The organism is Kitasatospora atroaurantiaca, assembly GCF_007828955.1.
Taxonomy (GTDB): Bacteria; Actinomycetota; Actinomycetes; order Streptomycetales; family Streptomycetaceae; genus Kitasatospora; species Kitasatospora atroaurantiaca.
The window spans coordinates 1,268,094-1,283,721 of record NZ_VIVR01000001.1 but is presented as its reverse complement, the minus strand read 5'-3'; the positions used below and the strand labels follow the sequence as shown (position 1 = coordinate 1,283,721).

Here is a 15,628-nt window from a genome sequence, read left to right as displayed (position 1 = left end):
TGGCCGGACGGGCCGCAGGGTAAAACCACTGATCAGGAAGCTGGTTGAGTCTGCGGCTTGCACGGCTGGATCATGATCAAGTGAGATCTCAAACGCGGTCTCGGTGCCGGCCAATCGGATTGCGCGTGGAGCGCCCCTAGTTGCCGCTCACACGCCTGTGCGGACTCACCAGAAAATAGTTGACATACAGTCAAGGTCTGTCATTGGATGGCGTGATGGAGGTTGTCACTGCCTCAGCCAACACTCAGGAGCGTCAGCTGGCGGGGTGCGGTCCGAGGTCTGCTGGCGGCCGACGGCACACTCTTTTGACCTTGGGTAGTTCGAGGGGCACCGAGTGAACTTCACGTCCGGGCAGGTAATCCACGTGAGGACGACGGTTCCAGTAGTTCGGGGACGAGAGCAGGAGCAGCAGCTGTAACCGAGGCTCAGCCACACTTGTTCCATGGAATTTAGTCAACGGGGGTGACGGAAATTCAAAGCGATGCGATAGCGGCTGCCTACCGGGAAGCTCGATCAGTTCTGCCGGTGCTCAGGGCCCAGGCTGCCGCTACGGACAGCTCGGCTCGTTTTCCGGACGAGGCCGTTCAGCTGCTGCGAGCCAATGGCCTGATGGGCCTGCTTGTACCCCAGGAGTACGGCGGGAGCGGAGGGGACCTCGGTGACCTGATCGCCTTGGCCGGCATGCTGGCGTCAGCCTGTTCCTCGACGGCGATGATCTGGGCGATGCACTGCCAGCAGATCGACTGCATCGTGCAGTTCGGTTCGCAGCATTTGCGTGATGAGCTGCTGCCACGAGTGGCGTCGGGTGAGGTCTACCTTGCCTCCATAACGAGCGAACCCGGTAAGGGCGGCCATCTGCTCAGCGGACGGGCCGCGGTCGAGGGGGATGCCGAAAACCTGCGATTCGAGCGCGAAACGCCTATCGTCACCGGCGGAGCTCATGCGGAGGGCTTTCTCGTGACCATGCGTGAGTCGCCCGACGCGGCCGACCACCGTGTCACCCTGTTCTATGCCGACCGGCAGCAGCTGAGCCTGGAGTCTTTTGGTACCTGGGACACGTTAGGGATGCGGGGGACCGAGAGCCAGGGTATGCGTCTGGGGGGCTCGGTGCCGGCTCACCAAGTTATCGGTGAGCCTGGCGAGTTCAAGCGGGTCGCGATAGAAAGCATGATTCCCGCCGGGCACCTCGCCTGGTCTGCGATATGGCTCGGCACAGCACGGGGTGCGCTCTCCAATGTGCTGACCTTGGTGAGATCTCGCGGCAAGGCCCGTCACTCGGAACTGATGGCGGAGCGAATCGCGCGCGCCAGGATTGACATCGAGCTGGTCGCAGCGTATCTCGGTGTCGTCCGCGATGAGGTCCTGGTGCGTCGACGGGACAAGACATCACTGAGTAGTACATCCACGCAGATCCATCTCAATAACCTTAAAGTCGTCGCGTCGGAGATGACGTTTCGCGCTGTCGACCGACTGCTGGAGGTTGCCGGGCTTTTCTCCGGCTACAAAAAGGACTCGGTGATCCAGATCGAGCGGAACTTTCGGGATCTGCGCTCGGCGAGCTTGAACTACAGCAACGACCGACTACTGACGATGAACGGGGCCCTGACGCTGCTCGACCGCACGGTGACGCTTCTGCCCGAGAGCCTGATTGCGTCGAGTGAAACCGATATCTAATGAGGACGGAAAGCTGCTATGACGTGGTCGCGTGACTTCGATGAGATTCTCGGGCAGCATCTGCCGCTGAGCGGCGGAGTTGTCCCGGAGGACGCGCTGCTGGCTGATCTGGGGCTCGACTCGCTCGCCACGGTGAGTCTGGTAATGGACCTGGAGGACGGTTTTAACCTCTCGATTCCGGACAACCTGCTCGTCTCCGAAACCTTTGAGACGGCAGGCGCGCTCCGGGCGGTTATCTCGGACCTCCTCAAGGATTCGGTCGTATAGGACTCCCATACTCGGCGGGGCGATGGCTCCGCCGCGTTAGGCGGTACTGCCATGTCTGTGATCAGCACGGGCGGACTTCGCTGCGTCCGGCTGTCAGGCTTACGAGGAGTGGTAACACATGACGACTGATGACTCGATGGCCCCCCTGACCTTCGGCCAGCTGTCGGTGTGGCGGGTGTTGCAGACGTATCCGCTGGACCGCTGGTCGGAAACGTACATCGTTGCCGCCCTGCCGACTCCCCCTCTCAGCAGCTTCGACAAGGTGGAAGAAGCCGTTAACAGGCTGAGCGAGCGTCACGAGTCGCTGCGCACCAACTTTGTGGATACAGCTTCCGGCCCCCGGCAGGTCGTGCGACCGCACCGCAGGGTGCACGTGCAGTCCATCGAGAAGCCCGGTGCCACATCTGCGGAAGCCCTGGAGATCGCCTGGCAGCTGGCAGCCAGACGCTTCGACTGGGAATCCGAGTTCGGCTTCCGCTTCGCTGTACTGACGGATCGAGGCAAGCCGACTCACGTGCTCATAGTTCTCGATCACATCGTTGCCGATGGGTTCGGGTTCCGCAGGCTCCGCGCTGAGCTGTCGGCCATGTTGGGGGCGGACAATTCGGAAGGCGTGCACTGGCTGGCCGACCAGCCACCGCAACCTACCGCCCTCGCCCTAGCCCAGCGCTCTGACGGCTGGCGTCGGAAACGGAAGGCAGTCACTGGTTACTGGCAGGGGATGCTGGATGCTCTGCCGGCCACAACGTTCCCATTCGAGCCGCCTGCGGAGGACGTTCCAGGTCGGGTCGAGGCCGCCCTCCACTCCCCAGGCGCTCGCGTCGCGCTGGGGATCACTGCCGGGCGGGTAAAGGTATCGCCGCAGAGCGTACTTCTGGCCCTCTCCGCCCTGGCGATATCTACCGCGACCAGCGAAACGCAAGTCGTGCTGACCCTGCAGTCGAGCAACCGCTTCGACCGCCAGTGGCGTGGCGTGGTGAGTTCTATGAACCAATTCGTGCCTCTCGTCTTGGAAACCGGTCCGGCAGATCTGTCATTCGCAGAGTTTGCGGCACGCGTCCAGTGGGCCGGCCTTACAGCTTACCGGCATGGCTCTTACGACTTCGACGAGATCACGGACCTGGTTCGGCAGCAGCGCGGCAGAGAACTTGATTTCGACCATTTCTTCAACTTCACTGCGTATGACGTTAATCCCGTGTCGGCGGACCTGGCCGGCCCGTTTATTCCCGGCCGAATCGAGCGGACATCCAATTACCGCCAGATCGGCCCGCGCCTCAATATCAAGGTACACAGTGCGCCTGATATGCCCATCATTATCAGAAGTGACACAAAATTGATCCCAGAACCCAAGCTCCACTCCATGCTGACCTGGTACGACGAGGAGCTGCACCGCCTCGCCGGTGGTGCGGAGGGAAAACTGGGCGACATCCTGGCACGCTGTTCAAATCTTCTGGAACAGCCGTAACCCACTCGCGACCAGGCATTCATACCCACGTTAAGGCCCTGTGGCAGGGGGAGCGCACCGTCGTAGCCGGGCCAACGCAGCGCAGAACACGAGGAGTTCCATGGCTTCGACAGGCAAGCAGTCGCGACTCCTTCTGCCGGAGTTGTTCGAAGCCCAAGTGGCCCGCACGCCCGACGCCTTAGCGGTGGCCGACGGTCAGGAGTCGTTGTCCTATGCGGAGTTGAACGTCCGTGTGAACCGGTTGGCTCACCGCCTCATCGCTGCGGGCATCGGTCCGGAGCGGTTCGTGGCTATTGCTCTGCCTCGTTCCGTCGACCTGGTCGTGGCGCTCTTGGCGGTGCTCAAGGCGGGCGGCGCCTATCTGCCGCTGGATCCGGACTACCCGGCCGAGCGGCTGGCGTACATGCTCGACGACGCCGCGCCGGCCTGTGTGCTCACCGATACGGCGACGAGCGGTCGTCTCCCCGTCACTGGCGTGCCGTCAGTGTTCCTCGACACGCTGGACCTCAGCGGCTTCCCGGCCACCGACCCCGACCGGGCACGGGACCCGCGGCATCCCGCCTACGTCATCTACACCTCAGGCTCCACCGGCCGGCCCAAGGGCGTGGTCGTCCCTCACGGCGCAGTCGCTGCTTTCCTGTCCGCCATGCAGCAGGAGATACCTCTCACCTCGGATGACCGTCTTTTGGCCGTCACCACCGTCTCCTTCGACATCGCGGCGCTGGAGATTTATCTCCCGCTGGTCTCCGGGGCAGGCGTAGTTGTCGCAGGAAAGGACGACGTACGCGACCCGGCCGTCATCGCCTCGCTCTGCAGCCGGTTCGCCGTGACGGTGCTGCAGGGCACGCCTTCGTTCTGGCAGCCGCTGCTGGCTGAGCAGCAGCAGGTGATGAGCGGCATGCGCATTCTCGTGGGTGGGGAGGCCCTGTCGGTTCCTCTGGCTACAAGGATGACGAAGACGTCCGGCGCCGTTCTGAACCTTTACGGCCCGACCGAAACCACCATCTGGTCAACTGTCAAGCAGCTCACCGAGGTGGTCGGCACCCCGGCCATCGGGCGCCCCATCGCACGCACTCGCGCATATGTTCTGGATGGTGGTTTGCGGCCTGTTCCGGTTGGGGTGGCGGGTGAGTTGTACATCGCTGGGGCGGGTCTGGCGCGCGGGTATCTGGGGCGTCCGGCGCTGACAGCGGAGCGGTTTGTTGCTGATCCGTATGGTGCTGTTGGGTCGCGGATGTATCGGACCGGTGACCTGGTGCGGTGGAACGACGGTGGTGAGCTGGAGTATCTGGGCCGCACCGACCATCAGGTCAAGGTGCGGGGTTTCCGGATCGAGCTCGGTGAGATCGAAGCGGTCCTGGCCGGTCACCCCGATGTTGAGCGCGCCGTGGTGGTCGTTCGGGAGGATCAGCCTGGTGATCATCGGATCGCTGCCTATGTGCTGGCTGTGCCTGGCCGGACGGTCACGGTTGAGGCGTTGCGGTCGATCGCGGTGCAGCGGCTTGCCGGTTTCATGGTGCCTTCGGTGTTTGTGGTGGTGGATGCGTTCCCGTTGACGCCGAACGGGAAGCTGGATCGCGGGGCGCTTCCGGTGCCGGGGGTGTCGGCGGGTGTGGGTCGTGGTCCGCGGACGCCGCAGGAGGAGGTGCTGTGCCGGTTGTTCGCGGAGGTTCTGGGGCTGCCGGGTGTGGGGGTTGATGACGATTTCTTCGTGCTGGGCGGGCATTCGCTGCTGGCCACGCGTCTGGTGAGCCGGGTGCGGGAGGTGCTCGGGGTCTCGGTGGGGGTCGGTGCGGTGTTCCAGTGCTCCACCCCGGCCGGGTTGGCCGGGTGCCTGGGCTCTGGTGCCGATGACCGCCCGGTGCTGGAGCCGGTGGAGATCTCGGGACCGGTTCCGTTGTCGCCGGCGCAGCAGCGGCTGTGGTTCCTGAATCGGCTGGAGGGGCCGAACGCGACCTATAACCAGCCCGAGGTACTGAGGTTGGCGGGGCCGTTGGACGAGCGGGCGCTCGAGGATGCGGTCAATGATGTGATGGGACGTCATCAGCCGTTGCGGACCGTGTTCTACGAGGTGGACGGGCGTCCTTATCAGCGGGTAGTGCCGGTCGAGGAAGCACGTATCGCGTTGCCGGCGGTGGATGTGGGGTCCGGCGGCCTCGCGGCGTTGGTCGATGAGACGGCACGGGCCCCGTTCGACCTTGCGGGGGATCTGCCGTTGCGGGCAGTGCTGTTTCGGGAGAGCCCCGAGGAGCACACGCTTGTGCTGGTCATCCACCATGTCGCGACTGACGGCTGGTCAAATACCCCGTTGTCGCGGGACCTTTCGGCTGCGTACAACGCCCGGTGTGGTGGCGGGGTGCCGCAGTGGGAGCCGCTGCCGGTCCAGTACACCGATTACGCGCTGTGGCAGCAACGACTGCTGGGTTTGGATGAGAGTCCGTCCGCGGTCCGTGTCCGGCAGCTCGACTATTGGACGGGGCAGTTGGCGGAGTTGCCGACAACGCTCGACCTGCCGGCCGACCGCCCGCGCCCCGCCGTGCCCACCCATCGCGGCGGATCGGTACCGATCCGGCTCTCACCCGAGCTGACCGGTCGGCTCGCAGTGCTGGCACAGGCGTGCAACGCGACAGTGTTCATGGTCCTGCAGGCTGCTCTGGCAACGCTGCTGACGCGTCACGGTGCGGGGACGGACATTCCGATCGGGACTCCCACCGCAGGACGCGGCGACTCCCAACTCGACGACCACGTCGGTTTCTTCGTGAACACGCTTGTCCTGCGCAATGACACCGGTGGCAATCCCGCATTCCGCGCGCTGCTGGAACGTACGAGGGAGACCAACCTCCACGCCTACACCCACGGCGACCTTCCGTTCGACCAGCTGGTGACCGCACTCAACCCACCGCGCAGCACCGCTCACCACCCGCTGTTCCAGATCCTGCTCGCCTTCCAGAACAACACCCCACCCCAGTGGGACCTCCAAAACCTCACCACCACCACCCAAGCCATCGGATCATCCTCGGCGAAGTTCGACCTGAGCTTCTCGTTCGAGGAGCGGCGCGGGGCGGGTGACCACCCGCAGGCCATCGAGGGGACCGTCGAATACGCGACGGACCTCTTCGACAGGACCACCGTCGAAGCCATGGCCGACCGCTACCTACGTGTCCTGGAGGCCGTTGCGGCTGATCCTGACCTGCGTATCGGGGATATCGAGATCCTTGCTCCGCAGGAACGGCAGCGGATCCTGGTCGACTGGAACGACACCACCCGAGACGTTCCAAAGCTCTGCTTCCCGGAGTTCTTCGAAGCCCAAGTGGCCCGCACGCCCGATGCCTTAGCGGTGGCCGACGGTCAGGAGTCGTTGTCCTATGCGGAGCTGAACGCCCGCGCGAACCGGTTGGCTCACCGTCTCATCGCTGCGGGCATCGGCCCGGAGCGACTCGTCGCGGTCGCTCTGCCTCGTTCCGTCGACCTGGTCGTGGCGCTCTTGGCGGTGCTCAAGGCGGGCGGCGCCTATCTGCCGATCGACCTGACATACCCCGACGACCGCATCGGCTACATGCTCAACGACGCCGCGCCGACCGTCGTCCTGGCGACAGAAGAGTTCAGCTCCCGCTGGCCTGAGAGGGCCTTCAACTGCCTCGTGTTCGATGACGCCGAGCTGGTGGCGGACCTGACCGCAGCGTCGTCGGAGAATCCGATCGACGCCGACCGCACTTCGTACGTCTCACAGCTGACCGCTGCCTACGTCATCTACACCTCAGGCTCCACCGGCCGGCCCAAGGCTGTGGTCATGCCCACGGCAGGGCTCATGAACCTGCTCGTACAGCACTCTGTGACGTACCCCGGAGGACCGGGTGTCAGAACCGCTCAGTTCACCGCCATCGGATTCGACTTCTCCATGCAGGAGATCCTCGCCACACTAGTCATGGGCAAAGCACTGGTCATTCCCAGTGATGAGGTACGCAGAAGCTCGGAAGATCTCGCTATCTGGCTTGAGCAGCAGCGAATCAACGAACTCTTCGCTCCGAACCTCGCCATCGACGCCTTGGCCGAATCGGCCCACGAACTCGACCTCCAGCTTCCCGACCTGACTGACCTGCTCCAGGGCGGAGAGGCTCTGGTCCTGAGCGACCGACTACGCAGGTTCCTGCAGCGACGCTCCGGGCGCAGGATCCATAATGTGTACGGCCCCGCCGAGACCCATGCCATGACGCTTCACACGATGGCGGGCGAGATGGACCACTGGCCGCCGACGGCCCCCTTGGGAAAGCCATTCGGAAATGCCCGCGGCTATGTTCTGGATGGTGGTCTGCGGCCTGTTCCGGTTGGGGTGGCGGGTGAGTTGTACATCGCTGGGGCGGGTCTGGCGCGCGGGTATCTGGGGCGTCCGGCGCTGACAGCGGAGCGGTTTGTTGCTGATCCGTATGGTGCTGTCGGGTCGCGGATGTATCGGACCGGTGACCTGGTGCGGTGGAACGACGGTGGTGAGCTGGAGTATCTGGGCCGCACCGACCATCAGGTCAAGGTGCGGGGTTTCCGGATCGAGCTCGGTGAGATCGAAGCGGTCCTGACCGACCAGCCCAACGTTGCGCAGGCACATGTGACTGCCCAGGCTCTGCAAGAGGGGGACGGGACGGATAAGCGTCTCGTCGCCTATGTGGTGCCGGTGTCGGGAGGGGTGATTTCTTCTGCGGAGCTCCGGAGTCGGCTTTCCCGGGTTCTTCCGGGTTTCATGGTGCCTTCGGTGTTTGTGGTGGTGGATGCGTTCCCGTTGACGCCGAACGGGAAGCTGGATCGCGGGGCGCTTCCGGTGCCGGGGGTGTCGGCGGGTGTGGGTCGTGGTCCGCGGACGCCGCAGGAGGAGGTGCTGTGCCGGTTGTTCGCGGAGGTTCTGGGGCTGCCGGGTGTGGGGGTTGATGACGATTTCTTCGTGCTGGGCGGGCATTCGCTGCTGGCCACGCGTCTGGTGAGCCGGGTGCGGGAGGTGCTTGGGGTCTCGGTGGGGGTCGGTGCGGTGTTCCAGTGCTCCACCCCGGCCGGGTTGGCCGGGTGCCTGGGCTCTGGTGCCGATGACCGCCCGGTGCTGGAGCCGGTGGAGATCTCGGGACCGGTTCCGTTGTCGCCGGCGCAGCAGCGGCTGTGGTTCCTGAATCGGCTGGAGGGGCCGAACGCGACCTATAACCAGCCCGAGGTACTGAGGTTGGCGGGGCCGTTGGACGAGCGGGCGCTCGAGGATGCGGTCAATGATGTGATGGGACGTCATCAGCCGTTGCGGACCGTGTTCTACGAGGTGGACGGGCGTCCTTATCAGCGGGTAGTGCCGGTCGAGGAAGCACGTATCGCGTTGCCGGCGGTGGATGTGGGGTCCGGCGGCCTCGCGGCGTTGGTCGATGAGACGGCACGGGCCCCGTTCGACCTTGCGGGGGATCTGCCGTTGCGGGCAGTGCTGTTTCGGGAGAGCCCCGAGGAGCACACGCTTGTGCTGGTCATCCACCATGTCGCGACTGACGGCTGGTCAAATACCCCGTTGTCGCGGGACCTTTCGGCTGCGTACAACGCCCGGTGTGGTGGCGGGGTGCCGCAGTGGGAGCCGCTGCCGGTCCAGTACACCGATTACGCGCTGTGGCAGCAACGACTGCTGGGTTTGGATGAGAGTCCGTCCGCGGTCCGTGTCCGGCAGCTCGACTATTGGACGGGGCAGTTGGCGGAGTTGCCGACAACGCTCGACCTGCCGGCCGACCGCCCGCGCCCCGCCGTGCCCACCCATCGCGGCGGATCGGTACCGATCCGGCTCTCACCCGAGCTGACCGGTCGGCTCGCAGTGCTGGCACAGGCGTGCAACGCGACAGTGTTCATGGTCCTGCAGGCTGCTCTGGCAACGCTGCTGACGCGTCACGGTGCGGGGACGGACATTCCGATCGGGACTCCCACCGCAGGACGCGGCGACTCCCAACTCGACGACCACGTCGGTTTCTTCGTGAACACGCTTGTCCTGCGCAATGACACCGGTGGCAATCCCGCATTCCGCGCGCTGCTGGAACGTACGAGGGAGACCAACCTCCACGCCTACACCCACGGCGACCTTCCGTTCGACCAGCTGGTGACCGCACTCAACCCACCGCGCAGCACCGCTCACCACCCGCTGTTCCAGATCCTGCTCGCCTTCCAGAACAACACCCCACCCCAGTGGGACCTCCAAAACCTCACCACCACCACCCAAGCCATCAGCACAGGAATCGAAAGATTCGACCTCAGCTTCTATTTCGACGACCCGAGTACAAGCACCTCCGACGACCGCAGTCTAGGGGGGTACCTGTCCTACGCGAGGGATCTCTTCAGCCAGACCACGGTACTCAGGATCGTGAACCATTTCGAGCGTGTCCTGGAAGCCGTGGCCGCTGACCCTGACCTGCGTATCGGGGATATCGAGATCCTTGCTCCGCAGGAACGGCAGCGGATCCTGGTCGACTGGAACGACACCAGTCGAGACATGGTGCCGGGGACTCTCGACGGCCCATTCGAGATCCAGGCCGCCCGCACGCCGGATGCCACCGCTGTCGTCTTCCGCGGGCAGTCGTTGTCCTATGCGGAGTTGAACGTCCGTGTGAACCGGTTGGCTCACCGCCTCATCGCCGACGGCATCGGCGCGGAGCGGTTCGTGGCTATTGCTCTGCCTCGTTCCGTCGACCTGGTCGTGGCGCTCTTGGCGGTGCTCAAGGCGGGCGGCGCCTATCTGCCGCTGGATCCGGACTACCCGGCCGAGCGGCTGGCGTACATGCTCGACGACGCCGCGCCGGCCTGTGTGCTCACCGATACGGCGACGAGCGGTCGTCTCCCCGTCACTGGCGTGCCGTCAGTGCTCCTCGACACGCTGGACCTCAGCGGCTACCCGGCCACCGACCCCGACCGGGCACGGGACCCGCGGCATCCCGCCTACGTCATCTACACCTCAGGCTCCACCGGCCGACCCAAGGGCGTGGTCATCCCCCACAGCGCCATCGACAACCGGCTGCGCTGGATGCAGGCCGAGTACGGCCTGGCCCCGCACGACCGGGTGCTGCAGAAGACACCGTCGAGTTTCGACGTGTCGGTATGGGAGTTCTTCTGGCCACTGCGTGAAGGCGCCGCTCTCGTTGTCGCCGAACCGGGCGGCCACAGGGACTCCGCCTACCTGGCTCGCACCATACGTGAAGAGCGCGTCACAGTCTGCCACTTCGTCCCCTCGCTGCTGCTGGTCTTCCTCGCCGAACCCGACGCCGCCAATTGCGGCGGGCTGCGGCGAGTCTTTTGCAGCGGTGAGGCACTGCCCCGCGAAGCCGTCCATGAGTTCCACCGGACCCTGCCCGACGTACCGCTGCACAACCTCTACGGACCCACCGAGGCCGCCGTCGATGTCACCCGCCACACCTGTGTCGCGGGCGGCACCGGCCCGGTGCCGATCGGAAAGCCCGCCTGGAACACCCGGGTGTATGTCCTGGACACCACACTGCGCCCGTGCCCACCCGGCATCCCCGGCGAGCTCTACCTGGCAGGCGTCCAACTGGCCACCAACTACCACGCACAGCCGGCGCTCACCGCCTCCCGATTCGTTGCTGATCCGTATGGTGCTGTTGGGTCGCGGATGTATCGGACCGGTGACCTGGTGCGGTGGAACGACGGTGGTGAGCTGGAGTATCTGGGCCGCACCGACCATCAGGTCAAGGTGCGGGGTTTCCGGATCGAGCTCGGTGAGATCGAAGCGGTCCTGGCCGGTCACCCCGATGTTGAGCGCGCCGTGGTGGTCGTTCGGGAGGATCAGCCTGGTGATCATCGGATCGCTGCCTATGTGCTGGCTGTGCCTGGCCGGACGGTCACGGTTGAGGCGTTGCGGTCGATCGCGGTGCAGCGGCTTGCCGGTTTCATGGTGCCTTCGGTGTTTGTGGTGGTGGATGCGTTCCCGTTGACGCCGAACGGGAAGCTGGATCGCGGGGCGCTTCCGGTGCCGGGGGTGTCGGCGGGTGTGGGTCGTGGTCCGCGGACGCCGCAGGAGGAGGTGCTGTGCCGGTTGTTCGCGGAGGTTCTGGGGCTGCCGGGTGTGGGGGTTGATGACGATTTCTTCGTGCTGGGCGGGCATTCGCTGCTGGCCACGCGTCTGGTGAGCCGGGTGCGGGAGGTGCTCGGGGTCTCGGTGGGGGTCGGTGCGGTGTTCCAGTGCTCCACCCCGGCCGGGTTGGCCGGGTGCCTGGGCTCTGGTGCCGATGACCGCCCGGTGCTGGAGCCGGTGGAGATCTCGGGACCGGTTCCGTTGTCGCCGGCGCAGCAGCGGCTGTGGTTCCTGAATCGGCTGGAGGGGCCGAACGCGACCTATAACCAGCCCGAGGTACTGAGGTTGGCGGGGCCGTTGGACGAGCGGGCGCTCGAGGATGCGGTCAATGATGTGATGGGACGTCATCAGCCGTTGCGGACCGTGTTCTACGAGGTGGACGGGCGTCCTTATCAGCGGGTAGTGCCGGTCGAGGAAGCACGTATCGCGTTGCCGGCGGTGGATGTGGGGTCCGGCGGCCTCGCGGCGTTGGTCGATGAGACGGCACGGGCCCCGTTCGACCTTGCGGGGGATCTGCCGTTGCGGGCAGTGCTGTTTCGGGAGAGCCCCGAGGAGCACACGCTTGTGCTGGTCATCCACCATGTCGCGACTGACGGCTGGTCAAATACCCCGTTGTCGCGGGACCTTTCGGCTGCGTACAACGCCCGGTGTGGTGGCGGGGTGCCGCAGTGGGAGCCGCTGCCGGTCCAGTACACCGATTACGCGCTGTGGCAGCAACGACTGCTGGGTTTGGATGAGAGTCCGTCCGCGGTCCGTGTCCGGCAGCTCGACTATTGGACGGGGCAGTTGGCGGAGTTGCCGACAACGCTCGACCTGCCGGCCGACCGCCCGCGCCCCGCCGTGCCCACCCATCGCGGCGGATCGGTACCGATCCGGCTCTCACCCGAGCTGACCGGTCGGCTCGCAGTGCTGGCACAGGCGTGCAACGCGACAGTGTTCATGGTCCTGCAGGCTGCTCTGGCAACGCTGCTGACGCGTCACGGTGCGGGGACGGACATTCCGATCGGGACTCCCACCGCAGGACGCGGCGACTCCCAACTCGACGACCACGTCGGTTTCTTCGTGAACACGCTTGTCCTGCGCAATGACACCGGTGGCAATCCCGCATTCCGCGCGCTGCTGGAACGTACGAGGGAGACCAACCTCCACGCCTACACCCACGGCGACCTTCCGTTCGACCAGCTGGTGACCGCACTCAACCCACCGCGCAGCACCGCTCACCACCCGCTGTTCCAGATCCTGCTCGCCTTCCAGAACAACACCCCACCCCAGTGGGACCTCCAAAACCTCACCACCACCACCCAAGCCATCAGCACAGGAATCGAAAGATTCGACCTGAGCTTCTCGTTCGAGGAGCGGCGCGGGGCGGGTGACCACCCGCAGGCCATCGAGGGGACCGTCGAATACGCGACGGACCTCTTCGACAGGACCACCGTCGAAGCCATGGCCGACCGCTACCTACGTGTCCTTGAAGCCGTGGCCGCTGACCCCGACCTGCGTATCGGGGATATCGAGATCCTTGCTCCGCAGGAACGGCAGCAGATCCTGGTCGACTGGAACGACACCACCCAGGACGTCCCAAAACTCTGCTTCCCGGAGTTGTTCGAGGCGCAGGCAGTTGGCACGCCCGACGCCTTAGCGGTGGCCGACGGTCAGGAGTCGTTGTCCTATGCGGAGTTGAACGTCCGTGTGAACCGGTTGGCTCACCGCCTCATCGCTGCGGGCATCGGTCCGGAGCGGTTCGTGGCTATTGCTCTGCCTCGTTCCGTCGACCTGGTCGTGGCGCTCTTGGCGGTGCTCAAGGCGGGCGGCGCCTATCTGCCGCTGGATCCGGACTACCCGGCCGAGCGGCTGGCGTACATGCTCGACGACGCCGCGCCGGCCTGTGTGCTCACCGATACGGCGACGAGCGGTCGTCTCCCCGTCACTGGCGTGCCGTCAGTGTTCCTCGACACGCTGGACCTCAGCGGCTTCCCGGCCACCGACCCCGACCGGGCACGGGACCCGCGGCATCCCGCCTACGTCATCTACACCTCAGGCTCCACCGGCCGGCCCAAGGGCGTGGTCGTCCCTCACGGCGCAGTCGCTGCTTTCCTGTCCGCCATGCAGCAGGAGATACCTCTCACCTCGGATGACCGTCTTTTGGCCGTCACCACCGTCTCCTTCGACATCGCGGCGCTGGAGATTTATCTCCCGCTGGTCTCCGGGGCAGGCGTAGTTGTCGCAGGAAAGGACGACGTACGCGACCCGGCCGTCATCGCCTCGCTCTGCAGCCGGTTCGCCGTGACGGTGCTGCAGGGCACGCCTTCGTTCTGGCAGCCGCTGCTGGCTGAGCAGCAGCAGGTGATGAGCGGCATGCGCATTCTCGTGGGTGGGGAGGCCCTGTCGGTTCCTCTGGCTACAAGGATGACGAAGACGTCCGGCGCCGTTCTGAACCTTTACGGCCCGACCGAAACCACCATCTGGTCAACTGTCAAGCAGCTCACCGAGGTGGTCGGCACCCCGGCCATCGGGCGCCCCATCGCACGCACTCGCGCATATGTTCTGGATGGTGGTTTGCGGCCTGTTCCGGTTGGGGTGGCGGGTGAGTTGTACATCGCTGGGGCGGGTCTGGCGCGCGGGTATCTGGGGCGTCCGGCGCTGACAGCGGAGCGGTTTGTTGCTGATCCGTATGGTGCTGTCGGGTCGCGGATGTATCGGACCGGTGACCTGGTGCGGTGGAACGACGGTGGTGAGCTGGAGTATCTGGGCCGCACCGACCATCAGGTCAAGGTGCGGGGTTTCCGGATCGAGCTCGGTGAGATCGAAGCGGTCCTGGCCGGTCACCCCGATGTTGAGCGCGCCGTGGTGGTCGTTCGGGAGGATCAGCCTGGTGATCATCGGATCGCTGCCTATGTGCTGGCTGTGCCTGGCCGGACGGTCACGGTTGAGGCGTTGCGGTCGATCGCGGTGCAGCGGCTTGCCGGTTTCATGGTGCCTTCGGTGTTTGTGGTGGTGGATGCGTTCCCGTTGACACCGAACGGGAAGCTGGATCGCGGGGCGCTGCCCGCTCCTGGCTACGACCTGACCTCGTCGGGCCGGGCGCCCCGTTCACGCCAGGAAAAAGTGCTGTGCCGGCTGTTCGCGGAGGTACTTGGCCTGCCAAACGTCACTATCGATGACAACTTCTTCAACCTTGGCGGGCATTCGCTCCTAGGCATGCTCCTGCTCAGTCGCATCCGTACCGAACTTGGGGCGGATCTATCGCCGAAAGCCCTCTTCGCTTCGCCTGACGTGGTGGGCCTGGCCCGGAAGGTTTCTGCGGCCATGGAGACCGACGATGCTTATCCGATCCTTCTCGGTCTGCGGACAGCAGGGAGCCGGCCGCCACTCTTCGTCGTTCATCCGGCGGGAGGATTCGGGTGGGCTTACTCTCGACTCCTCGCGCATATCCCGGACGAGTACCCGGTCTACGCTCTCCAGGCCCGGGGGCTCGACGGACGCCGAGTTCTCCCCGCCACGATCGAAGAAATGGCGCGGGACTACCTCACCGAAGTGAAGAGGATCCAGCCACTGGGCCCCTACCATCTTTTGGGCTGGTCGTTTGGCGGCCACGTGGCGCATTCCATGGCGACACAGCTCCAGGAGAACGGTGCCGACGTCCAGTCTCTTGTGATGTTCGACAGCTATCCAAACTCCACGGTGGGCGGTCAGATTGTCTCCGACGAAGACGGGCTCGTTCTGCTGGCCATTGAGAACCTAGCGGGCGAAATCCCGCAGCAGCCGCATCGACTGGCCCGCGCCGATCTCATCCGCATGGTGCGAGAAGGGTTCCATCCCCTTGCCGATGCCACTGATCAGCAAGTGGAGGACGCCCTCGACGTCGGGGTCAACAATCTGGAGATCCTGCAGGAATTTTCCCCCGAGACTTTCGTCGGCGACCTCCTGCTTTTCGTTGCTCAGCGCGAGCAGGGCGCGTACGCCACTATCGGAAACACCTGGAGCAGTTTTATCACAGGTCGCGTGGAGTCCGTTCTTCTTGATTGCGGCCACCATGACATGATATCAACGGCAGCAACCGAGATCGGAAAATACCTGAGCGTATATCTTGACTCGCGCGCCTCCGAATAGACGAATCACAGGCACCTTGCAAAGTGACC

At 64.9% G+C, this 15,628-nt stretch carries 4 protein-coding genes; all 4 read left to right on the top strand.

The window, feature by feature from the left end; genetic code table 11:
- The first annotated feature begins 462 nt into the window (after positions 1–462).
- The 4 genes from FB465_RS05790 (at position 463) to FB465_RS05775 (ending at position 15,599) form a co-directional block, all read left to right on the top strand.
- Complete coding sequence (locus tag FB465_RS05790) at positions 463–1,674, top strand: acyl-CoA dehydrogenase family protein (protein WP_246192527.1); 1,212 nt, start codon at positions 463–465, stop codon at positions 1,672–1,674.
- An 18-nt stretch (positions 1,675–1,692) separates the two neighbouring features.
- Positions 1,693–1,941 (top strand): phosphopantetheine-binding protein, encoded by a 249-nt coding sequence (locus FB465_RS05785; protein ID WP_145788191.1) that lies wholly within the window; start codon positions 1,693–1,695, stop codon positions 1,939–1,941.
- Positions 1,942–2,059: 118 nt separating this feature from the next.
- Entirely contained in the window at positions 2,060–3,406 is a 1,347-nt protein-coding gene (locus tag FB465_RS05780; RefSeq protein WP_145788190.1) for a condensation domain-containing protein, read from the top strand.
- A 100-nt stretch (positions 3,407–3,506) separates the two neighbouring features.
- Positions 3,507–15,599 (top strand): non-ribosomal peptide synthetase, encoded by a 12,093-nt coding sequence (locus FB465_RS05775; RefSeq protein WP_145788187.1) that lies wholly within the window; start codon positions 3,507–3,509, stop codon positions 15,597–15,599.
- The last annotated feature ends 29 nt before the right edge of the window (positions 15,600–15,628 follow it).

Excerpts from the sequence above, each read along its gene's own strand:
- FB465_RS05785 (WP_145788191.1), top strand. The coding sequence starts at position 1,693 with ATGACGTGGTCGCGTGACTTCGATGAGATTCTCGGGCAGCATCTGCCG.
- FB465_RS05780 (WP_145788190.1), top strand. The coding sequence starts at position 2,060 with ATGACGACTGATGACTCGATGGCCCCCCTGACCTTCGGCCAGCTGTCG.
- FB465_RS05775 (WP_145788187.1), top strand. The coding sequence starts at position 3,507 with ATGGCTTCGACAGGCAAGCAGTCGCGACTCCTTCTGCCGGAGTTGTTC.